The sequence below is a fragment of the Pseudoalteromonas shioyasakiensis genome (assembly GCF_019134595.1).
Lineage (GTDB): Bacteria > Pseudomonadota > Gammaproteobacteria > Enterobacterales > Alteromonadaceae > Pseudoalteromonas > Pseudoalteromonas shioyasakiensis_A.
This window is the reverse complement of sequence record NZ_CP077770.1, coordinates 2,699,306-2,724,889: the sequence shown is the minus strand read 5'-3', so window position 1 is coordinate 2,724,889 and position 25,584 is coordinate 2,699,306. Positions and strand designations below refer to the sequence as shown.

26 protein-coding genes are annotated in these 25,584 nt (G+C 42.8%); 24 read left to right on the top strand and 2 right to left on the bottom strand.

Annotation, left to right across the window (positions count from 1 at the left end):
* The first annotated feature begins 6 nt into the window (after positions 1-6).
* The 15 genes from flhB (at position 7) to KQP93_RS12585 (ending at position 15,371) form a co-directional block, all read left to right on the top strand.
* Complete coding sequence (gene flhB / locus KQP93_RS12655) at positions 7-1,137, top strand: flagellar biosynthesis protein FlhB (protein ID WP_217874710.1); 1,131 nt, start codon at positions 7-9, stop codon at positions 1,135-1,137.
* A 71-nt stretch (positions 1,138-1,208) separates the two neighbouring features.
* A complete protein-coding gene (gene flhA, locus KQP93_RS12650) occupies positions 1,209-3,320 on the top strand; it encodes a flagellar biosynthesis protein FlhA (RefSeq protein ID WP_217874709.1) in 2,112 nt (703 codons plus the stop codon).
* Between the two features lie 20 nt (positions 3,321-3,340).
* Positions 3,341-4,822: a flagellar biosynthesis protein FlhF gene (gene flhF, locus KQP93_RS12645; RefSeq protein ID WP_217874708.1), complete on the top strand. Its 1,482-nt coding sequence runs from the start codon at positions 3,341-3,343 to the stop codon at positions 4,820-4,822.
* Complete coding sequence (locus KQP93_RS12640; RefSeq protein WP_054553259.1) at positions 4,815-5,675, top strand: MinD/ParA family ATP-binding protein; 861 nt, start codon at positions 4,815-4,817, stop codon at positions 5,673-5,675. The genes flhF and KQP93_RS12640 overlap by 8 nt, the downstream gene beginning before the upstream one ends.
* A 26-nt stretch (positions 5,676-5,701) precedes the next feature.
* On the top strand, positions 5,702-6,412 hold the full coding sequence (locus KQP93_RS12635) for an RNA polymerase sigma factor FliA (protein WP_130166705.1): 711 nt from the start codon (positions 5,702-5,704) through the stop codon (positions 6,410-6,412).
* 40 nt (positions 6,413-6,452) lie between these two features.
* On the top strand, positions 6,453-6,836 hold the full coding sequence (cheY, locus tag KQP93_RS12630; RefSeq protein ID WP_016708035.1) for a chemotaxis response regulator CheY: 384 nt from the start codon (positions 6,453-6,455) through the stop codon (positions 6,834-6,836).
* Between the two features lie 17 nt (positions 6,837-6,853).
* Positions 6,854-7,621 carry a protein phosphatase CheZ gene (locus KQP93_RS12625; RefSeq protein WP_130166643.1) on the top strand — a complete coding sequence of 256 codons (768 nt, stop codon included), beginning with the start codon at positions 6,854-6,856 and terminating at the stop codon, positions 7,619-7,621.
* A gap of 15 nt (positions 7,622-7,636) precedes the next feature.
* Positions 7,637-9,940: a chemotaxis protein CheA gene (locus KQP93_RS12620; RefSeq protein ID WP_217874707.1), complete on the top strand. Its 2,304-nt coding sequence runs from the start codon at positions 7,637-7,639 to the stop codon at positions 9,938-9,940.
* Positions 9,941-10,002: 62 nt separating this feature from the next.
* Positions 10,003-11,166, top strand: a complete 1,164-nt coding sequence (locus tag KQP93_RS12615; RefSeq protein WP_217874706.1) for a protein-glutamate methylesterase/protein-glutamine glutaminase — start codon at positions 10,003-10,005, stop codon at positions 11,164-11,166.
* Positions 11,159-11,923, top strand: coding sequence for a flagellar motor protein (locus KQP93_RS12610; protein ID WP_130166646.1), 765 nt, complete (start codon positions 11,159-11,161; stop codon positions 11,921-11,923). Before KQP93_RS12615 ends, KQP93_RS12610 begins: the two co-directional genes overlap by 8 nt.
* Before the next feature lie 6 nt (positions 11,924-11,929).
* Positions 11,930-12,889 carry a flagellar motor protein MotB gene (locus KQP93_RS12605; protein ID WP_054562169.1) on the top strand — a complete coding sequence of 320 codons (960 nt, stop codon included), beginning with the start codon at positions 11,930-11,932 and terminating at the stop codon, positions 12,887-12,889.
* A gap of 11 nt (positions 12,890-12,900) precedes the next feature.
* On the top strand, positions 12,901-13,671 hold the full coding sequence (locus KQP93_RS12600; RefSeq protein WP_054562168.1) for a ParA family protein: 771 nt from the start codon (positions 12,901-12,903) through the stop codon (positions 13,669-13,671).
* A 2-nt stretch (positions 13,672-13,673) separates the two neighbouring features.
* Positions 13,674-14,432, top strand: a complete 759-nt coding sequence (locus KQP93_RS12595) for a chemotaxis protein CheW (RefSeq protein ID WP_217874705.1) — start codon at positions 13,674-13,676, stop codon at positions 14,430-14,432.
* Positions 14,433-14,453: 21 nt separating this feature from the next.
* Positions 14,454-14,951, top strand: coding sequence for a chemotaxis protein CheW (locus KQP93_RS12590; protein ID WP_054553251.1), 498 nt, complete (start codon positions 14,454-14,456; stop codon positions 14,949-14,951).
* Positions 14,952-14,966: 15 nt separating this feature from the next.
* Positions 14,967-15,371 (top strand): DUF2802 domain-containing protein, encoded by a 405-nt coding sequence (locus tag KQP93_RS12585; RefSeq protein ID WP_055020709.1) that lies wholly within the window; start codon positions 14,967-14,969, stop codon positions 15,369-15,371.
* A gap of 30 nt (positions 15,372-15,401) precedes the next feature.
* On the opposite strand, the gene KQP93_RS12580 is transcribed toward KQP93_RS12585, so the two are convergent.
* Together KQP93_RS12580 and fliK are read right to left on the bottom strand one after the other, a co-directional pair.
* Complete coding sequence (locus KQP93_RS12580) at positions 15,402-15,710, bottom strand: EscU/YscU/HrcU family type III secretion system export apparatus switch protein (protein ID WP_217874704.1); 309 nt, start codon at positions 15,708-15,710, stop codon at positions 15,402-15,404.
* A 5-nt stretch (positions 15,711-15,715) separates the two neighbouring features.
* On the bottom strand, positions 15,716-18,502 hold the full coding sequence (fliK, locus tag KQP93_RS12575) for a flagellar hook-length control protein FliK (RefSeq protein ID WP_254907673.1): 2,787 nt from the start codon (positions 18,500-18,502) through the stop codon (positions 15,716-15,718).
* 102 nt (positions 18,503-18,604) lie between these two features.
* Here fliK and ccmA point away from each other — a divergent pair, with 102 nt between their 5' ends.
* Genes ccmA through ccmI form a run of 9 tightly spaced genes read left to right on the top strand, consistent with a single transcriptional unit; the run spans position 18,605 to position 25,579 of the window.
* The gene (ccmA, locus tag KQP93_RS12570; RefSeq protein WP_095209716.1) at positions 18,605-19,225 is read left to right on the top strand and encodes a cytochrome c biogenesis heme-transporting ATPase CcmA; all 621 of its coding nucleotides are present in this window, start codon (positions 18,605-18,607) and stop codon (positions 19,223-19,225) included.
* Complete coding sequence (gene ccmB, locus KQP93_RS12565; RefSeq protein WP_217874703.1) at positions 19,225-19,911, top strand: heme exporter protein CcmB; 687 nt, start codon at positions 19,225-19,227, stop codon at positions 19,909-19,911. The genes ccmA and ccmB overlap by 1 nt, the downstream gene beginning before the upstream one ends.
* A 1-nt stretch (position 19,912) precedes the next feature.
* Entirely contained in the window at positions 19,913-20,650 is a 738-nt protein-coding gene (locus tag KQP93_RS12560) for a heme ABC transporter permease (RefSeq protein WP_217874702.1), read from the top strand.
* Between the two features lie 2 nt (positions 20,651-20,652).
* Positions 20,653-20,856: a heme exporter protein CcmD gene (gene ccmD, locus KQP93_RS12555; RefSeq protein WP_054553244.1), complete on the top strand. Its 204-nt coding sequence runs from the start codon at positions 20,653-20,655 to the stop codon at positions 20,854-20,856.
* On the top strand, positions 20,853-21,332 hold the full coding sequence (ccmE, locus tag KQP93_RS12550) for a cytochrome c maturation protein CcmE (protein WP_054562161.1): 480 nt from the start codon (positions 20,853-20,855) through the stop codon (positions 21,330-21,332). The genes ccmD and ccmE overlap by 4 nt, the downstream gene beginning before the upstream one ends.
* A 1-nt stretch (position 21,333) precedes the next feature.
* Complete coding sequence (locus KQP93_RS12545; RefSeq protein WP_217874701.1) at positions 21,334-23,289, top strand: heme lyase CcmF/NrfE family subunit; 1,956 nt, start codon at positions 21,334-21,336, stop codon at positions 23,287-23,289.
* Positions 23,286-23,855: a DsbE family thiol:disulfide interchange protein gene (locus tag KQP93_RS12540; RefSeq protein ID WP_217874700.1), complete on the top strand. Its 570-nt coding sequence runs from the start codon at positions 23,286-23,288 to the stop codon at positions 23,853-23,855. Before KQP93_RS12545 ends, KQP93_RS12540 begins: the two co-directional genes overlap by 4 nt.
* Entirely contained in the window at positions 23,855-24,316 is a 462-nt protein-coding gene (locus tag KQP93_RS12535) for a cytochrome c-type biogenesis protein (RefSeq protein WP_054562158.1), read from the top strand. The genes KQP93_RS12540 and KQP93_RS12535 overlap by 1 nt, the downstream gene beginning before the upstream one ends.
* Complete coding sequence (ccmI, locus tag KQP93_RS12530) at positions 24,317-25,579, top strand: c-type cytochrome biogenesis protein CcmI (RefSeq protein WP_217874699.1); 1,263 nt, start codon at positions 24,317-24,319, stop codon at positions 25,577-25,579. It abuts the gene before it with no gap.
* Positions 25,580-25,584 lie beyond the last annotated feature (5 nt).

Here is a 25,584-nt window from a genome sequence, read left to right as displayed (position 1 = left end):
CACGCCATGGCTGAAGATTCAGGTCAAGAAAAAACCGAAGAACCCACCGGGAAGAAAATAGAAGATGCCAAGAAAAAAGGCCAGGTAGCTCGCTCGAAAGAGTTAGGTACCATGTTTGTACTTATTTTTTCAGCGATTTCTTTGTTGTTGTATGGCCCTGAAATTGGCAAAGGTCTTTATAATGTGATGGGGCGCTTATTGAGCCTTAATCGAAATGAAACTTACGACACCACTAAAATGTTTTCAGTGTGGGGAATAGTTGCAGATGCGTTGTTATTTCCTATGGCGATGTTTGTTTTTATTATCGTTATTGCCGCTTTTGTAGGTAATACGCTGCTCGGAGGGTTTAACTTTAGTTGGCAAGCAGCAGCACCAAAAGCAAGTAAGATGTCGCCGGCTAAAGGTATCAAGCGTATGCTGGGTCCTCAAGCGGGGGTAGAGCTTTTAAAATCGATTTTAAAGTTTGCAGTGGTTGCTGGCTTTGCGGTGTTTTTAATTAATACCTTCTTTGATGAAATACTTCATTTAAGCCAAGAGAGCGCACCTAGCAATTTTATTCATGCACTCGAAATTCTATCTTGGATGTTTCTAGGGCTTACTTGTACATTAATTATTATTGCTGCTATTGACGCTCCTTATCAAAGCCATAAACATCACAAAGAGTTAAAAATGACCTTACAAGAGGTAAAAGACGAATTTAAAAACTCTGAGGGTGATCCGCAAATAAAAGCGCGTATTCGTAGAACTCAACGTGAAATGTCGCAAAGGCGGATGATGCAAGACGTGCCTGATGCCGATGTGATCGTAACCAACCCGACCCACTATTCTGTAGCACTAAAATACGATACAGCTAAAGCTGGAGCGCCTATTGTTCTTGCCAAAGGCGTGGACGAGCTTGCTATGCAAATTCGTAAAGTAGGCAAGGGTAATGACGTGCCAATTGTTGAATCACCCATGCTTACACGTGCGCTGTATCACACCACCGATGTTGGCCATCAAATACCCGATCAGCTATTCACTGCCGTTGCGCAAGTGCTGGCTTATGTTTTCCAGTTAAAACGCTTCCAAAAAGGGCGCGGTAAACGCCCTGTACCACTTAATAAAAAGCTCCCAATACCCGATGCCTACAAATACTAAACAGTAAATTTATAACTTGGAATAGTTATTGCAAATTCCGTGTAGTGTCAATTTTTTGAAATTGTTGAATTATGGAATTTAAAGCGGTATTACAACAACTTAACAGAGATAAAAAAGAGTATGCGAAGGGTATCGGCACGCCGTTAATGGTACTTGCTGCGCTGGGCATGGTGATTTTACCCCTGCCGCCATTTCTTTTAGATATTCTATTTTCGTTTAATATCGCGTTAGCACTGGTGGTGTTACTAGTTACTGTTTACACCATGAAACCACTTGAATTTGGTATGTTCCCTGCGGTTCTACTAATTGCAACCATCATGCGCTTAGCACTGAATGTCGCCAGTACCCGTGTGGTATTGCTAGAAGGTCATAACGGTGGAGATGCAGCCGGTAAAGTTATCGAGGCCTTTGGCTCGGTGGTTATCGGCGGTAACTATGCAGTTGGTTTAGTGGTCTTCCTAATTTTAATCATTATTAACTTTGTGGTTATCACCAAAGGTGCTGGCCGTATTTCTGAAGTATCAGCTCGCTTTACTCTTGATGCAATGCCAGGTAAACAAATGGCGATTGATGCTGACTTAAACGCCGGTTTCATCAGTGCAGAACAAGCCCGTGAACGTCGTGAAGAAGTTACTCGTGAAGCCGATTTCTATGGTTCAATGGATGGTGCAAGTAAGTTCGTAAAAGGCGATGCGATAGCGGGTATCGTTATTCTCGTGATTAATATCGTTGGTGGTTTATTTGTTGGTATGATCCAACATGATTTATCGTTCAGCCGTGCGATGGAAGTGTACACCTTGCTAACCATTGGTGATGGTCTAGTTGCACAGCTACCTTCACTATTACTGTCAATCGGTACCGCAATCGTTGTTACCCGTCAAAATGAATCGCACAATATGGGCGATCAAGTTAAGACACAGCTAGGTAACGAAAAATCACTTTATATTGCATCGGGTATTTTGATCATCATGGGTCTTGTACCAGGTATGCCGCATATTGCATTTTTAAGCTTAGGTGCATTACTCGGTTACCTTGCTTATTTCACACAACAACAAAAAGCCAAAGCAGAAGCCGAAAAAGCAGAGCAAGAAGCAAATGGTGGTGCACCAGGTACAGGTGTTGCCAACAAACAAGAACAAAAAGAACTGGGTTGGGATGATGTTCAGCAAGTTGATGTTATTGGTTTAGAAGTGGGTTATCGCTTAATTCCACTTGTTGACCAATCTCAAGGTGGTGAACTGTTAAATCGTATTAAAGGTGTGCGTAAGAAGCTTTCTCAGGAACTTGGTTTCTTGGTACCTCCTGTGCATATTCGCGATAATTTAGAGCTCGACCCTAACGCTTACAGAATTACTATGATGGGTGTTTCGAGCGGTGAGGGTGAGCTTAAGCATGGTGATGAGTTAGCGATTAATCCGGGCCAAGTATTTGGTCCAATCAAAGGGGTTGCCACTACAGACCCTGCATTTGGATTAGATGCGGTGTGGATCAAACCTGACCAAAAAGATGAAGCTCAATCACTTGGCTATACCGTCGTTGATTCTGCAACTGTGGTTGCAACTCATATCAGCCAGTTACTTACTAACAGTGCTGCTTTACTACTTGGTCATGAAGAAGTTCAAAACTTACTAGATATGTTAGCGAAGAGTCATCCACGTCTTGTTGAAGGACTGGTTCCTGACGTATTACCACTCACTACTATCGTAAAAGTGCTACAAAACTTACTCAATGAAGGGGTGGCAATTCGCGATATGCGCTCGATTGTTCAAACCCTTGTTGAGTATGGCCCACGTAGCCAAGACCCAGATTTACTAACGGCTGCAGTGCGAATTTCACTGCGCAGACTAATCGTTCAAGACGCTGTTGGTATGTCTTCTGAGATCCCTGTCATAACCTTGGCGCCTGAGTTGGAACAGATGTTGCATCAGTCACTTCAGAATGCGGGTGACGAAGGTGCCGGAATAGAGCCAAGCCTTGCAGAGCGACTTCAACAATCATTGAATGAAGCGCATCAAAACCAAGAAATGGCCGGTGAACCTTCGATACTGTTAACGTCAGGAATGTTAAGAACTGTGTTATCTCGCTTCGTTAAGTACACCATCCCAGGTTTAAGGGTGATGTCTTACCAAGAGGTACCAGACGAAAGACAGATTAAGATTGTCAGCTCAGTAGGCCAACAATAGGATAGTAAAGGGGTTGAACCATGAAAATTAAACGTTTTTTTGCTAAAGATATGCGCACAGCACTGAAAGAAGTGAAAGATGAACTAGGTGTTGATGCGGTTATTATGTCGAACAAAAAGCTTGCTAACGGCGTTGAAATCGTTGCAGCTGTTGATTACGACAAAGCAGCCCCGAAAGCCGAAGCTAAACCAGCCGTGGCACAATCAGCACCTGCTCCAGAGCATAACTTTGTTAAACCTGAGCCAATGCGTGCTAAACCTGAGCCGCAAGCGAAAGTTGCTGATAGCCTACAAGCGTTACTTGAGCGTCAAGCCCCACGCCCTCGTTCGCCAGAGCTTGCGTCAATGTTTAGTCAATCTGGTATTGATACGAGTGAACACTATCAACCAAAAGAGCCAAGCTTTGAGCAGCAACAGCCTGAATATAAGCAAGCTCCTCGTTATCAACAGCAAGCAGCACCTCGTGTACAAACTCAAGCACATAGCTTAGGTTTTGATGACGACTTAGATTCTGGTTTTGATGATTTAGATTCACTAGCCGAGCACCAAAACTCAGCACCTGCTAATCAATCAGAAATGACGACCATGCGCGAAGAAATGAATGCGATTCGTCAATTACTTGAACACCAAGTATCTGGCCTAATGCAACAAGATATGGCACGCCGCGATCCGACTCGTGCATGTATGATTGACCGCTTAGCAGGTATGGGCATTGAACGTGATGTTGCTGAGCAAATGGCGTGTTTCATTCCTGACGACGTATCACGTCAACAAGCGTGGCAAGCACTTCTGCAAATGGTTGAAAACCAAATGCATACAACGAATAACGAAATCCTGCGTCAAGGTGGTGTATTCGCATTAGTGGGTCCAACAGGCGTTGGTAAAACAACCACAGTTGCAAAATTAGCTGCACTGGGTGCACAAAAATATGGTGCTGATAAAGTGGCGTTGATCACCACTGATACCTACAGAATTGGTGCCTACGAACAATTGGCTACTTATGGTCGTATTATTGGCTGTGGTGTTAAGCAGGTAAAAGATGCGAATGAATTAGCTGAAGTGTTATACCATTTACGTAATAAGCGTCTAGTATTAATAGACACAGCGGGTATGAGCCAACGTGATTTACGTTTAACTGAGCAGTTAAATACCCTAATGCGTAATCAGCGTGTTGATATTCGTAGTTATTTAGTATTAAGTGCTACAGCACAGATAAATGTGTTGCAAGAAACCGTAAGACACTTTAAAAAGGTTCACCTAAGTGGCTGTATCTTCACTAAATTGGATGAATCTTTAAGTTTAGGTGAGATTATTAGCATAGCGATTCAAAATCGCCTGCCAATAGGGTATCTTACTAACGGTCAGCGCGTTCCTGAGGATATTCGCGTAGCGAATGCTGAAAAACTAGTGAAAAAAGCTGAACAATTGTATTTAAAACGAGCAAAAGCACAACATTCAAGACGTCAAGCAGTAGCGTCGAACACAGTAGGGATGTATGATTAACACAGTATTAGATCAAGCAAGCGGCCTGCGCAAAATGAATCAAAATAATAATAGTGGCGTTAAAGTTATCGCTGTTACTGGCGGTAAAGGTGGAGTGGGTAAAACCAACGTTTCACTCAATACCGCAATCGCATTAGGTCAGCAAGGAAATCGTGTATTAGTATTAGATGCCGATTTAGGTTTGGCAAACTGTGACGTAATGCTTGGCCTTCGTGTTGAACGTAATTTATCTCATGTTTTGTCAGGCGAGTGTGAGCTTGACGAAATTCTTGTTGAAGGCCCTGCGGGCATCAAAATTGTACCAGCGACGTCTGGTTCACAAAGTATGGTTGAATTAACGCCATCTGAGCATGCAGGCCTTATTCGCGCTTTTAGCGAGTTAAACACCGAGTTTGATATATTAATTGTTGATACCGCCGCAGGTATTTCTGACATGGTATTAAGCTTTTCTCGTGCAGCCCAAGACGTTGTTGTGGTTGTATGCGATGAACCTACCTCAATTACTGATGCTTACGCACTTATTAAAGTGCTTAGCCGTGAGCATGGCGTATATAAATTTAAAATTGTTGCCAATATGGTGCGCAGTTTGCGTGAAGGGCAAGAATTATTTGCTAAACTTTCAAAAGTAACGGATCGTTTTTTAGATGTTTCAATGGAGTTGGTAGCAACCATTCCTTATGACGAGAACATGCGTAAATCTACGCGACGTCAAAAGGTGATTGTTGAATTATTCCCGAACTCTCCGGCAGCGGTGGCGTTTAAAACATTAGCAACAAAAGCAGTTAAGTGGCCGATCCCTAATCAACCGTCTGGCCATTTAGAATTTTTTATTGAAAAACTAGTAAACGGCTAACTATGACAACATCGGTGAATAAAGCGATGGGATATCAATCAGCACAGAATTTAAATGCGATTGTCGAAAAACATGCCTCTTTAGTCAAAAAAGTGGCATGCCATCTAATTGCTCGTTTACCTGCCAGTGTGCAACTCGATGATTTAATTCAATCAGGCATGATAGGCCTAATTGAAGCGTCAAAAAACTTTGATGCTAGCAAAGGTGCTAGTTTCGAAACCTTCGCTGGAATTCGTATTCGTGGTGCGATGTTAGACGAAATTCGTAGAGGTGACTGGGCGCCACGCTCTGTTCACCGAAATGCCCGCCTTGTGGCTGAAACCATTTCCGAATTAGAAAGCTCTTTAAATCGTGAGCCCAAAGATACTGAAGTCGCTGAAAAACTTGATATTACGCTAGATGAGTACCATCATATTCTACATGATGTAAATTCGAGTAAAGTATTAGGTATTGAAGATTTAGGTGTAGATGAAGACGTTATCACACCAGTAGGTCAGGATTTAGGACTAGACAAACCGTTTAATAACGTTAAAAATGAGCGGTTTAACCAGTCTCTATTAACGGCTATCCAATCGTTACCAGAAAGAGATGCTCTCGTTTTGTCTTTGTACTACAACGACGAAATGAACTTAAAAGAAATAGGACACATACTCGATGTTAGCGAGTCGCGTGTGAGTCAAATACATGGTCAGGCGATGATTAAGCTCAAAGCAAAAATCAATGACTGGATTAATTAGTAGTAAGTAAATAAAGGTTCAAACCTCACCGGAGGATGTTTTGGATAAAAACATGAAAATTCTTGTTGTTGATGATTTTTCTACAATGAGACGTATCATTAAAAATCTATTAAGGGATTTAGGTTTTACCAATGTGCAGGAAGCTGACGACGGTTCAACAGCATTGCCAATGCTACAAAATCAAGAATTTGATTTTGTTGTAACAGATTGGAACATGCCTGGTATGCAAGGTATTGATTTGTTACGTGCAATTCGTGCTGATGATAGCCTTAAGCATATTCCTGTTTTAATGGTGACAGCTGAAGCGAAAAAAGAACAAATTGTTGCTGCTGCTCAAGCAGGTGTAAATGGCTATATCGTTAAACCATTCACTGCTGCGACACTTAAAACCAAATTGGAAAAAGTGTTTGAACGTCTAGGTTAATCTAAGGGGAGAGGCTTATGTCAGCACTTGCTGCGCCTCAAATAAGTTTAGAGCAAGCTCGTCAACTTGTTGAGTATCTTGAAAATGGTGAACAAGAAAAAGCGGATAAGCTCATTCTTGACGCTGCATCAAAAGAACAATCAGAGTTGTTTGCTGAAGTCGGCAAATTGACGCGTCAGCTTCATGAAGCATTAAAAAACTTTGACCTAGATACTCGTCTCACTGATTTAACTACCGAAGCGATCCCAGACGCTAAGCAGCGCTTAAATTATGTTATGGAAATGACAGAAAGCGCCGCCAATAAAACCATGGATGCGGTTGAAGCAAGTTTACCAATAGCGCAACAACTTGCTGATGAAATTGCCGCAATCAAACCTACGTGGGATCGTTTAATGAACCGAGAAATTGAACTCGGTGAATTTAAATCGTTATGTCATAGCTTAGATAAGTTCATGAATAACTCGCATACCAAAACCGATGAGCTCCAAGGTTTGATGACTAATGTGCTGATGGCGCAGGATTATCAGGATTTAACCGGACAAGTTATTCGCCGTGTTATTGAGTTGGTGCGAGAGGTAGAAGACAGTTTAATTAATCTCTTAACTGTGTTTGGCAGTCAAGAAGATGGTCATCAACAACAAGAAAAACAGGCCATAGAAAAAGCACCTGCAACAAGTGACACACTAGCAGGTCCTGAAGGGCCAATTATTGATAAAGAGTCTCGCGATGATGTTGTCTCAGGACAAGATGAAGTCGATGATCTATTATCAAGCCTGGGCTTCTAAGAGGAGAGTAGCTGCATGAGCTTTGAAGTCGATGAAGATATATTACAGGATTTCCTTGTTGAAGCAGGAGAAATCTTAGAGCTTTTGTCAGAGCAATTAGTCGAGCTTGAAAACAACCCAGAAGACAAAGATCTATTAAACGCCATTTTTAGAGGCTTCCATACTGTTAAAGGTGGTGCAGGCTTCTTAAGTATGACTGAACTTGTAGATGCGTGTCATGGTGCAGAGAATGTTTTCGATTTATTACGCCAAGGTCTGCGCAGTGTAACACCAGAACTAATGGACGTAATTTTACAGGCTCTCGACACTATCAACGAAATGTTCGCTACGATTCAAAATCGCGAACAGCCAGAGCCTGCAGACCCAGCCCTATTAGAAGTCCTTCATAAATTAAGTCAGCCACCGACTGCAGAAGAGCTTGCAGGTGAAGATTTATCTGTAGCAGACGTTGTTGCAGTTGCACCTGAAGAACCCGCAGTTGAAGAGCCAGTTGTTGATACGCCTGAAGTCACAGCAGAAACAACAACAGACAACATCGATGAAGATGACCCATTTGCGTTTGATATGTTATTTGATGGCGGCGGTCTTGCAGATAGCAACGCTGAGTCACAAAATATTGACGAAATCACCGAAGACGAATTTGAAAGCCTACTAGATGAACTTCATGGTAAAGGCCAAGGCCCAGCAGCACCTGCTGCAGATACTGTAAGCAATGACAGTGACGATATTACCGATGATGAATTTGACAGCTTATTAGACGAACTGCATGGCGTTGGTAACTTTGGTGAAGTAAAACAAGATACTCCTGCTCAGTCTGAAGCTACAAAGCCTGCACAGGCTGCTCCTCAGGCGTCTGCAGCAGAACCTTCAAGCAATGACTCAGACGATGAAATTAGCGATGACGAGTTTGAAGCACTGCTTGATGAATTACATGGTAAAGGTACTGCTCCTCAGTCTTTAGAAACGACTGCGCCAGAAAAAGCGCCTGAACCACCAAAAGCAGAACCTGCAAAACCAGCACAGCCTGCAGTATCAAAACCGGCACCTGCGCCTAAACCTGCTGCCGCAGCGCCTAAACCGGCTCCAGCACCTGCAAAAGCACCAGAAAAATCGCCTGCTGCTTCTGCTGCACCGAAAAAAGCGCCACCACCACAGGCAGAAACAACGGTACGTGTTGATACTAAACGTCTCGATGAAATCATGAATATGGTGGGTGAGCTGGTATTGGTCCGAAACCGCTTAGTGAGCCTTGCTAATAACAGCAATAGCGAGTCAATGGGTAAAGCCATCTCTAACCTAGATGTGGTAACCGCAGACTTGCAAGGCGCGGTGATGAAAACCCGGATGCAGCCAATTAAGAAAGTATTTGGCCGTTTCCCACGGGTTGTTCGTGACTTAGCCCGTAGCTTGAAAAAAGATATTAACCTGCAGCTAGTTGGTGAAGAAACCGATTTAGATAAAAACCTTGTTGAAGCACTTGCTGATCCATTGGTGCACTTAGTGCGTAACTCTGTTGACCATGGTATTGAAATGCCAGACGTGCGTGAAGCCGCAGGTAAACCACGTACAGGTACCGTAACGCTTTCGGCATCACAAGAAGGTGATCACATCCTACTAACCATTCGTGATGATGGTGCAGGTATGGATGCTGAGAAACTGAAAAAAATCGCAATTAGCAAAGGTGTGATTGATCACGACCAAGCAAGTCGCTTGTCGGATACCGAAGCGTACAACTTAATCTTTGCACCAGGTTTCTCAACCAAAGAAGAAATCTCTGACATCTCAGGCCGTGGTGTCGGCATGGATGTTGTTAAAACTAAAATCACTCAGTTAAATGGCTCGGTTAATATTCAGTCTGAGCTGGGTGTAGGTACTGCACTTGAAATCAAGGTGCCATTAACACTTGCTATCTTACCGACCTTAATGGTTGTTGTGGGTGAGCAAACCTTCGCATTACCACTTGCTGGTGTTAGCGAAATTTTCCACCTTGATTTAACTAAAACTAACGTAGTTGATGGCCAACTGACAATTATTGTACGTGAAAAAGCGATCCCGCTTTTCTATTTACAACATTGGTTAGTAAAAGGTGCTAACCGCCAAGAGCGTAAAGCAGAAGGTCACGTGGTTATTGTACAAATAGGTACTAAGCAAGTGGGCTTTGTAGTTGACTCGTTAATAGGTCAAGAGGAAGTTGTTATTAAACCTTTAGATGCCTTATTACAAGGCACACCAGGTATGGCAGGTGCGACAATTACTTCTGATGGTGGGATTGCACTGATCCTCGATGTGCCTAGCATGCTTAAACACTACGTTGGCTAATAATAAATAATAAAGTGTAGCATTTAGCTGCACTTTGAATGATATAAAACAAGAGAGTGCCAATGGCAGTCAAAGTATTAGTTGTTGATGATTCAAGCTTTTTTCGTCGCCGTGTCAGCGAAATTTTAGAGCAAGACAGCAATATTCAAGTGATTGGTTTTGCCGTAAACGGTCGTGAAGCGGTAGATAAAGCCCGTGAATTAAAACCTGATGTAATTACTATGGATGTTGAAATGCCGGTTCTTGATGGCATTAGTGCCGTGAAAGAAATAATGGCAGCAATACCAACTCCTATTTTAATGTTCTCATCACTCACCCGTGATGGTGCAACTGCAACCCTAGATGCACTTGATGCTGGGGCGCTAGATTTTTTACCGAAAAAGTTCGAAGACATTGCGCGCAACAATGAAGATGCAATCGCGCTTTTACAAAATAAAGTAAAAGAAATTGGTCGCCGTCGCCTTTCTCGTTTTTCGCGCCCAGCATCTATTTCGCGACCAACTCCGGCTCCTGCACCAAGGAGCAGTAGCACTGCAAATACGAGTAGCGGTATTGTTCAACCTGATCGCAGCTTTAGCCGTCCAGCTCCTGCTAGTTCGCCTGCCGCATCGTCTTCGAGTACGAGTAACATTCGCGCTTCGGGCAAGCAATATCAGTTAGTTGCTATTGGCACATCAACCGGTGGGCCTGTAGCGCTACAAACAATTTTAACTCAGCTGCCAGCTAACTTTCCGCATCCTATTTTGCTTATTCAGCATATGCCAGCTGCGTTTACACCTGCTTTTGCTGCACGCCTTAATGGCTTATGCAGAATCAATGTGAAAGAAGCGCAAAATGGTGACCGTTTAGTGCCTGGTACCGCTTATTTAGCGCCAGGTGGTCAACAAATGCTAATAGAAGGACGAGGCGGCTCTCGCACACTGCGTGTGTTTGAAGACGACAGTCCGCGTATTACTTACAAACCGAGCGTTGATGTCACCTTTGCTAGTGCTGCAAAAACCTTTGGTGGTGATGTGCTAGCTGTAGTTTTAACGGGCATGGGCGCAGATGGCCGTGATGGTGCGCGTATGCTTAAGCAAGTCGGTGCTACTATTTGGGCGCAAGATGAAAAAACCAGTGTGGTGTATGGTATGCCACAAGCTGTTGCAAATGCGGGGCTAGCGAGCGAGAGCTTAGCACTCACTGATGTTGCAGCTCGCCTAACGCGTGAGACTGGCTGTGGATAAGCTATCTTTTCTTGGCTTAATTGTCGCGATAAGTGCCATCGCCTTTGGTTATGCATTAGAGGGCGGGGTTGTTTCTGCACTGTTTAATGGTCCTGCGCTTATCATCGTACTCGGTGGTACGCTTGGGGCTGTGATGCTTCAAACCCCTGCAAGTGTTTTTACTAAAACACTGAAGATCAGTCATTGGGTGTTCTTTCCGCCGTATCACGATATTGATGCAGCCATTGAACAAGTAAAGCGTTGGTCACACAAAGCACGCCAAGAAGGATACTTAGCCCTTGAGTCTGATGCGCTGTCGCATTCAGACCCGTATGCGGCAAAAGGCTTGAGTCTACTTGTTGATGGGGTTGATGAGCAAAAGCTTAGAGATACCCTTGAAATTGATTTAATGCTTGAGCGCGAGCGCTTACTTGAGGTAAGCCGAGTTTACGAAGCCATGGGCGGTTATAGCCCTACAATTGGTATTCTAGGTGCGGTACTCGGTTTGATTCAGGCTATGCAATTTATCACCGATCCTGAAAAACTGGGTGCCGGTGTGGCTACTGCGTTTATCGCTACTATTTACGGTGTTGGTTTAGCTAACTTATTATTCTTGCCGATGGCGAATAAACTTAAGCAACAAGTTGAGCAAAAAATGCTGTATCATGAACTACTTGCTGAAGGCATTATTGCTATTTCGCAAGGTGAAAGCCCACTAAATATCGAACTAAAACTTGAGGCGTACCGTGTAGAGCGCCCAAGCTTAGTTGACGAGTAATTTATTATGATGCGCCGTCGTCTGCGTCATAACACGTCAAAAAACCAACATACTGAACGCTGGCTTGTCTCTTATGCCGATTACATGACCATCATGTTTGCTTTTTTTGTGGTCATGTATGCTATCGCAATTAGTAAAAATGAAGACTTTCAGATTCTCTCAGACTCACTGGAGCAGGTGTTCGAAAAATCAGCTCGTCAGCAACAACAGGTTGGCACTGGGGTTAACGGCACAGGCATATTAACTGACAGAGTTAGTCCTGAGAACGACATTCTATACGGTGAGAGCATTCGTAAAGATGAGCAGGGTCCTGAATTACTCGATGGACAAAGCGAAACCAGCAATATTGAGAAAAAACATCTCGGCAAGCCTCTCGACAGCTTACTTACTAAATTACAGTCTGCGCTTATTGATGAAATTCGTGATGGCGAAGCGAGTTTAGAGCTTCACCAAGATTGGCTTATCATCGAATTAAGTTCAGGTATGTTATTTTCATCGGGCAGTGCTGTTGCACAGCAGCGTGCCAAGCAAGTTGTTGGTTTAGTGAAAGATATTATCGCGCCGGTTGATAACTACATTCGCGTGCGTGGTTATACCGATAACGAAGGTATTCGTAATGAGATGTTTCGCTCAAATTGGGAGCTATCTGTAGCGCGGGCTACATCCGTACTGGTTGAGCTTGAGAGTTTAGGCATTAACCCTGCGCGTATGGCTATTGAAGGTTACGGTCAGTATTCGCCCTTCGCAAGTAATGACACTGAGCAAGGCCGCGCAGAAAACCGCAAAGTGGTTGTTGCATTGTCTAAATATGGTTTACCGCCAAAAGAGCCAGAAAATACTGAACAAGAGTCACAAAACCAACCGCAACAGACGACAGAAATTGAGTTGCCAAGCGATGACAACAGCATTAAAGTGATTCAATTACCACATGGTGGCATTAGGATTACCACGCGCAATGAACAATAATAAGGTGTGATGTGAAAGTTTGGACCGTAGCGAATCAAAAAGGTGGGGTAGGGAAAACCACCACAGCCGTTAGCCTTGCTGGTATTCTCGCTTTACAAGGAAAACGCGTGTTACTTATTGACACCGATCCGCACGCATCATTGACTTATTATTTTGGTATAGATTCAGAAGACTTAGAAGTTAGCGTGTATGATATCTTTGCGCGCGGCAATAACATGGCCAGTGAAGAAATTTTACAGGCTCTATGTCCATCAACACTTGAAAACCTTGATATCTTACCTGCGACGATGGCAATCGCGACGCTTGATAGAAGCATGGGCAATAAAAATGGTATGGGCTTAATACTAAAAAAAGCACTGGCCAAAATTAGTGACCATTATGACTATGCAATTATTGATTGCCCGCCTGTTTTAGGGGTTTTGATGGTCAATGCTCTTGCAGCTAGTGAGCGAATTTTAGTGCCAGTACAAACAGAGTTTCTGGCCTTAAAAGGGCTTGATCGTATGATGCGTACGATGGAGTTGATGCAAACATCGCAAGCAAAACAGTACCAATATACAATTATTCCTACAATGTACGATAAACGTACTAAAGCATCACTTGAAGCTTACAAGACTCTGCAGGATAATTACAAAGATAAAGTATGGTCAGGCGTGGTTCCTGTCGATACAAAGTTTAGAGATGCTAGTTTAGCACAACAAGTGCCGATTCAATTTTGCCCGCGTTCGCGTGGGGTATTTGCCTATCGCGCGCTGCTTGATTACTTAGTTGCACAAGGTTAAAGATGAGTAAGCATTTATTTGCCAATGAAAAAGTGATGACCCAATATTTGGGCGCTTTGTTGTGTGAAGATGAGCCTACAGACCAAAATCTTGAGCCAGTCGCAAAGCTGCTGGAGCAGGTTAAAGAGCCTGAAACTAAGACGGAAGAAAAGCTGACAGACGTTCAGCTTACTCCAGAACCTGTTTTACCACCCCCAGAACCGACTAAAGAGCTTGAGAAAACCGAGAACCAAGCTAATATCAAAGATATAGTCACAGAACCTAAAGCTGAACTGGTTGCAAAAACCTCGTCTGATCGTCAAGAAGACTATTTTGATGGTGAATTTCAGGCATTATTCTTTGAGGTTGCAGGGTTAACGCTTGCTGTACCGTTAAAAGCATTAGGGGGAATTCATCAGCTGGCTGAGGTTAACCAATTATTTGGTAAACCTAAATGGTTTAAAGGTGTAATGCTAAACCGTGAAGAAAAACTAAATGTTGTTGATACTGCACGTTGGGTTATGCCAGAAAAGTATGATGAAAAATTAGAACAATCATTAGATTATCAGTATTTAATCACCTTAGGTGACAGTCAATGGGGATTATTGGCTGAAAAGCTCGTAAATAATATTACGCTTCGTAAAGAAGATGTAAAATGGCGAGCAAAATCAGGTAAGCGGCCTTGGCTTGCAGGTGTTATCAAAGAGAAAATGTGCGCCTTGATTGACGTTGAAAATTTAAATCAATTGCTAGAGCAGGGCTTAGACAGCCGTGAGCAGTAACTATTTTTACGGAGTAATAGCATGAGTGAAGAAAGACTACTGTCAGCAAATAAAAACGCTGATAGCAACGATGAAGTGTTACAGTGGGTAACCTTTAAACTTGAAGAAGAAACGTACGGCATTAACGTAATGCAAGTACAAGAAGTACTTCGCTATACCGAAATTGCTCCTGTACCAGGTGCGCCTTCTTATGTATTAGGTATTATTAACCTACGTGGTAATGTTGTTACTGTTATCGACACTCGTGCACGTTTTGGCTTAATGGGTGCTGAGGTCACTGATAACTCTCGTATCGTTATCATTGAAGCTGAAAAGCAAGTGATTGGTATTTTAGTCGACAGTGTCGCAGAAGTGGTTTACCTACGTAGCTCTGAAATTGACAGTGCGCCAAATATTGGCACAGAAGAAAGTGCTAAGTTTATCCAAGGTGTATCTAACCGTGATGGTGAGTTACTGATCTTGGTTGATCTTAATAAATTATTAAATGACGATGAGTGGGACGAGCTAAGCGCACTATAAGCGTTTGGAAATTATATGCTGTTATACTCTTTGTTTGGTGCCTCAATCTTACTTGTATTAGTGTGTTTGGGGCTTATTTTTGTCAATAACAATAAGCAAGCGGCGGCGATTCAAGCCAAGCAAAAACAGTTACAAGAAGCTCAACAGCAATTGAGTATTTTACGTAGCGAAGTGGCTGAGATGCGAGCTGGCATGCTGAGTATTGGCAAACGCGTTGTTGCTGTTGAAGAAAAAAGTAAAGAGCTTGAACAGCTACAAGATGCACAAAAATATGATGATCCGAATGCGAAAATTTATTCGCGAGCGGTTAAAATGGTTGAGCTAGGCGCTGATTTAGAAGAAATAATTCGTGAATGCGAATTACCCAGAGCCGAAGCTGAGCTACTCATGTCACTTCATAAACAAAAAGGCGCCCAATAAGGCGCTTTTTTATTTGAGTACATTTGAGCACTAGGCTTGAATGTTGAGCTTACCTTGAAAGTCTTGCCAACCTGGTGGAAATTTACCACGCAATACGTACGAAAAAGCAATTAACTCGGCAATGACATAATAGAGCTCTTTCGGTATTTCTTCACCTAACTCAAGATGCGATAAGGTTTGGGCCAAATCCGCATCTTGGTGTATCAAAATACCTTTTTGCTCAGCAAGTTTGACGATTTCTTCAGCCAATTCACCAAAGCCTTTACTGGTTACTCGTGGCGAGCTACCAGCTTCGTAGAGTAAGCCAATTACTGATTTATGCACCGCTTGTTCACTCATAAGAATTACACCTTAATGTTAATAATCGCATGGGATTTATAAAAAGCTTGGTGGCTTGACGTCCCTTGTTGCAAGTTTAACTCACCTACATTTAAGCCATGGCCTGCTAATTTATGACGCAGCGTTTCTAAATGCGGATGAGCAAGCGCTGTCACTTCTTGTGAAGACGCTAGCAACTGGCAATCAACCGCTTTATCCATCACCTCTGCGGTAATTTGTAACTTGCCAAGCTGAGCATAATCAAAGTTTAATCGCACAAACCAGACATTTTTCGCTTCGAGTTTATTTTTACTTGGCTTTTTATATTGTCCTAAGCTGATTTCTGTTTGCCCTGTTTCAGGAGGTAACTTCATCGGTAAGAAAAACTGCGCTAAAGCACTATTATCTTGTTGCTGATTGATAGGTGTTGTTTGCACCTGAGCCAACGTGTTTTTTAGTTGTGAGGCTTCAGCCGCCATGGCTTGCATCGCAGGCTGCTGTAGCTGCTCGAGTAATTTATTACCGTTAACGGCTTTAAAGTTGGGCACTAACACTTGCAGTAAGGCATCAAGACCAGTCTGATTATTAAAACTAAGGTTGGTTGGTGCTTGATTAATAATTGGCGCGGCAAGTGAAGCCACTGCTAATTGTTCTAACCCTTGGCTAAAGCTCGCTTGCTGAGTCTGGCTAGGTAATGCTGTTGGCCTGAGGATACTTAAAAGCTCTCGTTCAATCGTAGTAGGATGCATGTTTTGACTCGAGATCATGCGATTAAATGCTTGATTTACGAGTCGATTTAAATCTACCGAAGACGATGTGTTTTGCTCACTCAGAGCTACAAGTTTTTCTGTTAATTGCACTGGTAGAGGTGTGCTTGCTAAAGGTTTGCTTTCAGGAAGCGGTAATAGCTTCGCAATCAGCGTGGCCTCAATCGGTCTTATCGGCAACAATGGCTGACTCAAGTTAGGTTCTTTCAAAGCTAAGTAGGGGGCATGTAATTGAGTTTGCTGCTGAGCAACTTTTTGTAACCCTGCTGTTTGCTCAGCTGCTGTTCGAGTCGCTGAGTTATTCTGTTTTATTTGTTCATTAGGCGTTGCCGCTACAAGGTTTTTAGCCACTGTTTTTATTGCTCGACCAGCTTGTTGTTGCGAAGGAGCAGGTGCCCCTTTTAAATCTGGCTTTGCATTTTGTGCAGTAGGGTTGGGCGCTGAGTTTAATGTCGCTTGTTTAGTTTGTGTAATCTGCTCACTAAGATTTTTAACTACTGAATTAGCAAGGTTATTTTTAGCTTGAGCGAGCTGCTCTGTGGCTGGTCTGTCAGATTTCATGGCAGTAACAGCGCCGCTAACCGCTTTGTTGTCTACAGGCGCTTTTTGCAAATTGTTATCTGTGCTCAGCAATGGTGGTTGTGTTTTGCTACTGTTTATTGCTGTTTGACTCGCCTGAGTTTGTGCACTAGCAATCGGCTCTAAACTGACTTTTATCCGTTGCAGTAACTGTATTAATGGTGGAGCCTTGTTATAACTCACGGGTAAGCTAACTTGCTTTGTAGACTGACTTTCGGTTAATGGCTCTGTCTGTTTAGTCGCAGGTAATGGCGTATTTGCTGAAACTGGCCCACTGATTTTTTGCGCTACTTGGGGGGCGGCGTGTTGTAGCGAGCTTTGTTGAATAGCGGCAAACTTTACTATATTGATTTTATTAGCATTAAAGCCCAGTTGGCTAATCGTATTTTTGCTTTCAATCAGCTGATGCGTTGACTGGTTAACAGCCGCTTTGGTGGTAGCGGGGAGCTTTTCAAAATAGCGCACAGCATCACTAATACGCGTTTTTAAATCAGCAAAACTGTCTTTTAGCCAAGAGCTAATGGGGGAATTTGAGCTGCTCGATGGCGCTATCAACGTATTCTTAGGTTCAACAGCTTGGCTTTTTAATGCTTGATTGAATGTCTCTGATAACGAGTTCTTTAACAGTATTTGTTGCACAGGTGCTTTATTTATAAGTTCAACAGTATTTTTAACTTGCTGGGGTATTAGTTTTAATGCATGAGGATGAAATTGCCACTGGGCTTGAATTTGCTTAGCTTGTTTTGGCGATATTGTAGGTAGCGGTAAAGTTAATTCATTACTTTGCTTGTTTGCAACGCTTAACTGTACTTGTTGCCCAGCTAATTTTAAATTCATTTCAGGGGTTAGCTTAGCCACCAACTCGGCTACTTTTTGTTGGCTAACACTTTGCTGATGAAGTGAATCCCCAAAGCGATTAATTATGTTTAAATTAAAGCTATTTTGTTGGTTGGTAGCAGGCAGCAAAATGGCTTTAAGTGGTGCTTCAGCTTTTAAAAGAGCAACCAGGCTATTGTTAAGAGCAAACTCAGCTTTTAATGTTGGTAGTTGTAGTAAAGGTTTACTTGGCGCAATCTGAGCAGGGTGCGGCATATTTGTATTTGCGCTCCCTTGCGTTAGCAAGTTCAGTAGTGCTTGTAATTGCTGGCTTTTGCCAAGTGTAATAGTCAGCGGTGCTGGTGTGATAGTCAGCTGTTTACCATCACTACTTAATTGAATATTGGCCGCTAAAAAGCGCTCAGTTTTAAGATTTTCTTGCTCTGTTGATAAGCGCAGTGTTTGCCATGAGTTATTGATTAGCACGTCCATTTGCACGCTTTGCTTACCAATCACGATATTTCGGGCAGTTAAGCTCTGCTCAGCCAGCATTTTTAAGGCATCATTAGGTGATTGCTGTGATGCACTGCTGATTGCTTTTGAGTCTAGATTAAGCTGAGTGCTGAGAGTCAACTGGCTTTGTTTATTCATTATTTTAGATCAAATATAAGTTAATCGTTTTAAAGCAATATTCGTATTACCCTATCATTATGGTAGACTAACGCCTAATTTTGGGTATAGAGAATCGTCATCTTGTTACACATTAAGGCCGTCACCTGCATCAAGCAAGATCGTTGTTTGTTTGCGGATCTTAATTTCAGCTTGAAATCGGGACAAATTATGCAGTTAGCTGGTCCGAATGGGGCTGGTAAAACATCATTATTGCGTATTATCGCGGGTTTCGCTATGGCGGATGAAGGCGATGTTTTGTTCCAAGAACGCTCGATTACAAAATACTATGATGAATATGCACAAGAGTTATTATTCATCGGCCATAAAACGGGTGTAAATACACAACTTACTGCTCTTGAGAATGTCGCATTTTGGCTAAAAATTAATGGCTACGATAGCAAACAAGACTTGTATCCGATCCTAGCTAAAATTGGCTTAGTGGGTCTTGAAGATGTGCCTGTTCGTATGTTGTCAGCAGGGCAACAGCGCCGTGTCGCTTTAGTAAGACTGTGGCTGAATAGTGCCAAACTATGGATCCTTGATGAGCCATTTACGGCCCTTGATAAAAGCGGTGTGGCATTTTTACAAGAACGCTTTGTTGAGCACCTAAATGCTGGTGGCGCGATTCTTTTAACTACCCACCAAGACTTAACGACACATTTTAGTGACCTACAAACAGTGACTTTGGAGTATCGCCACTGATGGTAAAACAGCATTCGTATTGGCAATTATTCACTGCGGTTTTTTCTAAAGATCTTAAATTAGCGTTTCGTCAGCGTGCTGAAATCGTTAACCCTATCTTGTTTTTTCTTATTGTTATTACACTTTTTCCTTTAGCAATTGGCCCTGAACCCGGTCTACTTGCTCGTATGGCACCGGGCATTATTTGGGTCGCTGCGTTACTCTCAACTATGTTGGGCCTAGATAAGCTATTTCGTGATGATTATCACGACGGAACATTAGAGCAATTAATTGCATCATCATACCCATTACCGTTAACTGTCCTTGCAAAAGTGGCAGCGCATTGGGTGATCACGGGGCTGCCTTTAGTGTTAATGACCCCGGTATTTGCTTTGTTATTGAATTTAGAAAGTTCAGCGCTTTTAGCAACCGTTCTGACCTTATTGTTAGGTACGCCATTGCTTAGCTTCATTGGCGCAATTGGCGCTGGACTTACTGTGGGACTACAAAAAGGCGGCATTTTAATGAGTTTGCTTGTTTTGCCTTTGTATATCCCTGTACTAATTTTTGCAACCTCGGCTATTGATACCAGCTCTATGGAGCTTGCCTATAGCGGACAGCTTGCAATCCTTGGTGCCATGCTAATCATAGCGATTATAGCGGCGCCAATTGCCATATCGTCAGCATTGAAAGTGAGTGTAAGTTAATATGTGGAAGTGGTTACATCCCTACGCAAAAGCAGATCGTGCTTACCAATTGTGTAACACCTTACTGCCTTATTTCGCCGTCGTTACGGTGGTTTGTATGATTGTTGGATGGGTCTGGGGGCTTGCTTATGCCCCAGCCGATTACCAACAAAAAGACAGCTACCGAATTATTTTTATCCATGTGCCTTCAGCTATTTTATCTATGGGCGCTTACTCTTCTATGGCGATTGCAGCAGTGATCGCACTAGTATGGCAATTACGTAATGCAGAACTTGCAGTGATTGCAATTGCACCTGTCGGGGCATGTGTGACAGCGATAGCATTAATTACCGGTGCAGCATGGGGTAAACCTATGTGGGGCGCATGGTGGGTGTGGGATGCACGTCTTACCTCTGAGTTAATTCTGTTATTTTTATACCTTGGTGTGTTATCGCTTTATCATGCTTTTGAAGATAAGAAAGCAGCGGGGCGTGCTGCTTGTATCTTAGCCATTGTTGGGGTTATCAACTTACCGATTATTCACTTCTCGGTGGAGTGGTGGAATACCTTGCATCAAGGTGCAACCATTACAAAGTTTGATACTAAAGCTATTGATCCAAGCATGTTTTGGCCATTAATGGTTAACATTGTTGCGTTTGCAGGTTTTGTTGGTGTGGTGACGTTAATCCGTCTTAAAAACGAAATTCTCCAACGTGATAAGCATCGCCCTTGGGTGCGTGATATGGTTGAGCGAGGTTAATCATGCAGTTTGATTCTTTTGCAGATTTTATTGCCATGGGTGGCTATGGCTTTTATGTATGGTTGTCTTTTGGTAGCTGTGCATTAATTTTACTTGGTATTTTATTTAGTTCGTTAAACGATACAAAACGTATTTTCTCTTCAGTAAAGCAGCAAGCACAACGTGAAGAGCGCATTAAGAAAGCGAAGCAAGAGGCAGGGCAATGAATCCAAGACGTAAAAAACGTTTATTAGCTGTTGTAGCCATTATTTTTGGTGTGGGTGCAACGATTGGTTTAGTGCTATACGCACTGCAAGAAAACATCAATTTATTCTATACCCCAAGTGAACTTGTTGAGGGTAAAGGACCAAACAAAGAAAAACCGCATATTGGTCAGAAGCTACGTATTGGCGGCATGGTTGTACCTGGCTCAGTTGTTCGTGACGAATCAAGCTTAAAGGTAAGCTTTAAACTGATTGATAAAGGCCCTATGGTGACAATTAATTATCAAGGGATTTTGCCGGACTTATTCCGTGAAGGCCAAGGGATTGTGGCGCAGGGCGTGCTAGTTAAAGCCAATGAAATTGATGCCTTTGAAGTACTTGCAAAGCATGATGAAGAGTACATGCCTGCAGAAGTTGCTGAAGCTGTGAAGGGTATCAAGCACGAAAAACCGACGTATAACTTAGATAACGGCAATTAATATGATCCCAGAACTCGGTTATTTTTCTTTAACACTGGCCATGGTGCTCAGTGTTCTATTGTGTATTTTTCCTTTGTGGGGCGCGCATACCGGCAATTTACGTTTAATGCGTGCCGCCCCATCACTGGCAATTGGACAATTCGTATTTGTACTTTTGTCTTTTGCTGCACTTGTTTATGCCAGTTTAACCGACGACTTTACTGTTTCGTATGTTGCTTATCACTCAAGTAGCACCTTACCTTGGTACTACAAGATAACCTCGACATGGGGTGGTCATGAAGGGGCAATTTTACTCTGGTTAGTAATGCAAGCGGGTTGGACCGCTGTAGTTGCTATGCGTTCGCAATCATTACCTTGGGTATTACGTGCTCGTGTACTGGGTGTACTAGGCTTTTTAGGTGTTGGCTTTATGTTATACACCTTATTAATGTCGAGCCCATTTGAGCGCTTATTGCCTTATTTCCCTGTTGAAGGTCGCGATTTAAACCCGTTATTGCAAGACCCGGGTATGATCATTCACCCGCCATTGCTTTATATGGGCTATGTGGGTTTATCTGTGTCGTTCTCATTTGCTATTGCAGCGTTACTTACAGGTAAGCTTGATAATACTTGGGCTAAGTGGTCTCGTCCTTGGACTATGACAGCATGGGGCTTTTTAACACTCGGTATTACCATTGGTAGTTGGTGGGCATACTCAGAACTTGGCTGGGGTGGCTGGTGGTTCTGGGATCCAGTTGAAAACGCATCATTAATGCCATGGCTTGTGGCAACAGCATTGCTGCACTCATTATCAACCACCGAAAAGCGTGGTGTGTTTAAGTCGTGGACCGTATTGTTGGCTATTGCAGCATTTTCGTTAAGCTTACTGGGTACCTTTATTGTTCGCTCGGGTATCATAGTATCTGTGCATGCTTTTGCCTCAGATCCTAACCGCGGTATGTTTATTTTAGCTTTCTTAGCCATGGTCGTTGGTGGTGGTTTATCGCTTTATGCATTACGCGTTTCACAGGTGAAAAGTGAAGGCCGTTATAAGTTTGCCTCACGTGAAGTTGTGCTTTGGCTAAATAATATTTTCTTAGTTGTGGCAACGCTGATTGTATTGCTAGGTACATTACTGCCAATGATCCACAAAGAACTTGGCTTAGGTAGCATTTCGATTGGTGAGCCGTTCTTCAATAAGATGTTTGCTATTTTACTGGTACCGTTTGCCATTTTAATGGGTATGGGTCCGCTGTTACGTTGGAAACAAAACAAGTGGTCGATGTTGCAAAACAAGTTTGCACTATCGGCTGTAGTTAGTCTCGTGGCTACGGCAGCGTGGTTATATTCAAGTTACGATGTAATTGCGCCTATTACATTTATTGCAACTGCGCTAGCGGTATGGATTGTTGTTACTACAGTGGTTGATTTAGCGGCAAAAGTAACTATTCACAAAACCTTAGGCGAAGGCTTTAAACGTTTAGGGCTAAGCTATTGGGCGATGGTTTTAGGCCACGTTGGTTTAGCGTTCGTGATTGCAGGTGTAACGTTAACCTCTGCTTATTCAGTAGAGCGTGATGTATCAATGAAGCCGGGTGACACTGTGGCGTTAAATGAATACCAGTATCGTTTTGATGGTGTTAAGTCTATCCGCGGCGCAAACTATAGTGGCCATGCTGGTGTTGTCACAGTGCTGAAAAACGATAAACAAGTAACCGTTTTACATGCTGAAAAACGCCGTTATGACATTGGTATGCAGTTTATGACTGAAGCGGCTGTTGATGCAGGCTTCACACGTGACTTATATCTAGCGCTTGGTGAGCAATTAAGCCAAGGTGCGTGGTCTTTACGTATTTACCATAAGCCTTATGTTCGTTGGATGTGGCTCGGTGGTATCTTGATTTCACTGGCAGGCTTTTTAGTGCTTGGTGATAAACGCTACCGCCAAAAATCGACTAAGCAGGAGGCTTCAGCATGAACCGTAAACTACTCGCACTAGCACCTTTACTGGTTTTCGTTTTACTGTGTGTGTTTTTATATCAAGGCTTGTTTGCTAACCCGCGTGAGCTGCAAACAGGGCGTATTGGGCAGGCTATGCCAGCTTTTAATCTGCCAGATTTGATGGATGAGTCAAAGCGTTGGGCAGATAATGATTTAAAAGGTGAAGTTTACTTACTAAATGTGTGGGGCACATGGTGCCCGACCTGTTTAGCTGAGTTAGGCTATTTAACCGAGCTTAGAGAGCAGGGCGTTAAGATTGTTGGCTTATACTACGAGCAAGGCTATGACCCTGACTTTGATGGTCAGTTTGATATTAACGCACTACGCGAAGATGTCACTAGCATGCTTAATCGTGCTGGCGACCCATATCAATTTAATATCTTAGATTTAAAACGCACATTAGCCCTTGATTTAGGTGTGTCTGGCGCACCAGAGACCTTTTTAGTCGATAAGCAAGGCACTATTTTGCTACACCATACCGGCGATATTAATCCGCGTGTGTGGCGAGCCAAATTCGCACCGTTAATGCAGGAGTTACAGTAATGAGACTCGTGATTTTTTTAGCAAGTTTGCTCATCACGTTTAGCGCATTTGCAGAGCAAGACAAGTATCAATTTGATGATAAAGAGCAAGCTGTTCGCTTTAGTGAACTAACCAAAGAGCTGCGTTGCCCTAAATGTCAAAACCAGAACATTGCCGATTCAGACGCCGTTGTAGCCAAAGACTTACGTGACAAAGTGTTAACGCTGGTGAAAGATGGCAAAAGCAAAGATGAAGTCATCGATTATATGATTGACCGTTACGGTTACTTCGTACATTACGATCCACCAGTAACACCAGCAACCTTAGTGTTATGGGTATTGCCAGTATTAATTGTGGTACTTGGCTTTGGCTTTATTGTTTTACGCCAACGTAAGGCATCTGTAAAACAAACATGGACAGAGCAAGACGAGGCACTGCTTGCAAAGTTAATTGAACAAAATCAACGTCAGGAGCAAAGCTAGATGGCATTAATGTGGGCTTCTTTTGTTTTACTCACACTGGTTGCATTGCTATTTGTTGTCGTTCCGTTTTTTAAACGCGAACGTATTCAACGCCTTGATCACAATGCAAACTCGGAGTTAATCCGAATTTATCATCAACGTTTAGACGAGCTTAAAGCTGACTTAGATAACCAGCGTATTGATGCACAAATGCACGATGAGTCAGTTATCGAACAAAAGCGTCGTTTACTCAATGAGTTGTCTCCAGAAAAAGCGCTAAATAGTAAAGGTAACAACCGTATTTTTGCCCTTACTGGCGCAGGCTTTTTAATTGTTTTAACGGCTATCTTTTATGGCTACACGGGTAGTCAGCAGCAAATTAAAGGCTGGCATGACGCGATGGCAAACCTTAAGGCGTATGGTGAGCGTGCCGTAATGCAAGATGGTGAGCCGTTAACACCGAATGAGCTGCAAGCATTTGCTTTAGCATTGCGTACCAAGCTTGATCAAAGTGGTGATGATGAAGTGGCGTGGATGCTGCTAGGTCGTGTTGCGATGTCATTAAATGAATTTGATATGGCAATGCAGTCATTTGATAAGGTTCTTAAAATGAACCCAGATAACAAGCAAGTGCTGATCAGCTACTCGCAAGTCCTGCTAATGGAAGGCAGTGATGCGAATATGTCTCGTGCCGCGACTATGTTATCGAGAGTGTTGAAAGCAGAGCCGACCAATATTGATGCTATCTCATTGCTAGCCCTAATTGCTTATGAGCGTAAAGATTGGCTGCAAGCAAAAACGGCGTTTGAAGTACTGCTTGCAAGTATGCAGCAAAATGACCCGCGTTATAGCATGATTGCAGAGCGTATTGCTGAAATTGATGCCCATTTAAATAATGAGCAGCAAGTTACAAATACAAAACTCGCAGAAGCTTCAAGCAGTGAAATTAGCATCACTGTTGATTTAGACTCTGCACTTGCAGATTCGCAGCCACAAAACGGCACGTTATTCGTTTTTGCAAAAGCAGCCAGTGGTCCACAAATGCCATTAGCTGTGGTAAAAATGACCGAATATAGCTTTCCGTTAACCGTGACGTTGAGTGATACAAATGCCATGGTTGAAGGTTTGAACCTATCAAGTGTCGATAAAATTATTTTAACTGCGCGTTTATCAAAAGATGCAACTGTGGTAACTTCTAGCGGCGAGTTGGAAGGCAAGTCGGATGTTTTAGAGCGTGCAAACGTAAAAGAATATTCGTTGCTAATTAATGAGTTAATACCTTAAGGATA

Excerpts from the sequence above, each read along its gene's own strand:
- KQP93_RS12535 (WP_054562158.1), top strand. The coding sequence starts at position 23,855 with ATGAGACTCGTGATTTTTTTAGCAAGTTTGCTCATCACGTTTAGCGCA.
- KQP93_RS12560 (WP_217874702.1), top strand. The coding sequence starts at position 19,913 with ATGTGGAAGTGGTTACATCCCTACGCAAAAGCAGATCGTGCTTACCAA.
- ccmD (WP_054553244.1), top strand. The coding sequence starts at position 20,653 with ATGCAGTTTGATTCTTTTGCAGATTTTATTGCCATGGGTGGCTATGGC.
- flhB (WP_217874710.1), top strand. The coding sequence starts at position 7 with ATGGCTGAAGATTCAGGTCAAGAAAAAACCGAAGAACCCACCGGGAAG.
- KQP93_RS12580 (WP_217874704.1), bottom strand. The coding sequence starts at position 15,710 with ATGAGTGAACAAGCGGTGCATAAATCAGTAATTGGCTTACTCTACGAA.
- KQP93_RS12590 (WP_054553251.1), top strand. The coding sequence starts at position 14,454 with ATGAGTGAAGAAAGACTACTGTCAGCAAATAAAAACGCTGATAGCAAC.
- ccmI (WP_217874699.1), top strand. The coding sequence starts at position 24,317 with ATGGCATTAATGTGGGCTTCTTTTGTTTTACTCACACTGGTTGCATTG.
- KQP93_RS12640 (WP_054553259.1), top strand. The coding sequence starts at position 4,815 with ATGATTAACACAGTATTAGATCAAGCAAGCGGCCTGCGCAAAATGAAT.
- ccmE (WP_054562161.1), top strand. The coding sequence starts at position 20,853 with ATGAATCCAAGACGTAAAAAACGTTTATTAGCTGTTGTAGCCATTATT.
- KQP93_RS12635 (WP_130166705.1), top strand. The coding sequence starts at position 5,702 with ATGGGATATCAATCAGCACAGAATTTAAATGCGATTGTCGAAAAACAT.
- KQP93_RS12540 (WP_217874700.1), top strand. The coding sequence starts at position 23,286 with ATGAACCGTAAACTACTCGCACTAGCACCTTTACTGGTTTTCGTTTTA.
- KQP93_RS12605 (WP_054562169.1), top strand. The coding sequence starts at position 11,930 with ATGATGCGCCGTCGTCTGCGTCATAACACGTCAAAAAACCAACATACT.
- KQP93_RS12585 (WP_055020709.1), top strand. The coding sequence starts at position 14,967 with ATGCTGTTATACTCTTTGTTTGGTGCCTCAATCTTACTTGTATTAGTG.
- KQP93_RS12615 (WP_217874706.1), top strand. The coding sequence starts at position 10,003 with ATGGCAGTCAAAGTATTAGTTGTTGATGATTCAAGCTTTTTTCGTCGC.
- ccmB (WP_217874703.1), top strand. The coding sequence starts at position 19,225 with ATGGTAAAACAGCATTCGTATTGGCAATTATTCACTGCGGTTTTTTCT.
- KQP93_RS12595 (WP_217874705.1), top strand. The coding sequence starts at position 13,674 with ATGAGTAAGCATTTATTTGCCAATGAAAAAGTGATGACCCAATATTTG.
- KQP93_RS12620 (WP_217874707.1), top strand. The coding sequence starts at position 7,637 with ATGAGCTTTGAAGTCGATGAAGATATATTACAGGATTTCCTTGTTGAA.
- flhF (WP_217874708.1), top strand. The coding sequence starts at position 3,341 with ATGAAAATTAAACGTTTTTTTGCTAAAGATATGCGCACAGCACTGAAA.
- flhA (WP_217874709.1), top strand. The coding sequence starts at position 1,209 with ATGGAATTTAAAGCGGTATTACAACAACTTAACAGAGATAAAAAAGAG.
- fliK (WP_254907673.1), bottom strand. The coding sequence starts at position 18,502 with ATGAATAAACAAAGCCAGTTGACTCTCAGCACTCAGCTTAATCTAGAC.
- KQP93_RS12625 (WP_130166643.1), top strand. The coding sequence starts at position 6,854 with ATGTCAGCACTTGCTGCGCCTCAAATAAGTTTAGAGCAAGCTCGTCAA.
- KQP93_RS12545 (WP_217874701.1), top strand. The coding sequence starts at position 21,334 with ATGATCCCAGAACTCGGTTATTTTTCTTTAACACTGGCCATGGTGCTC.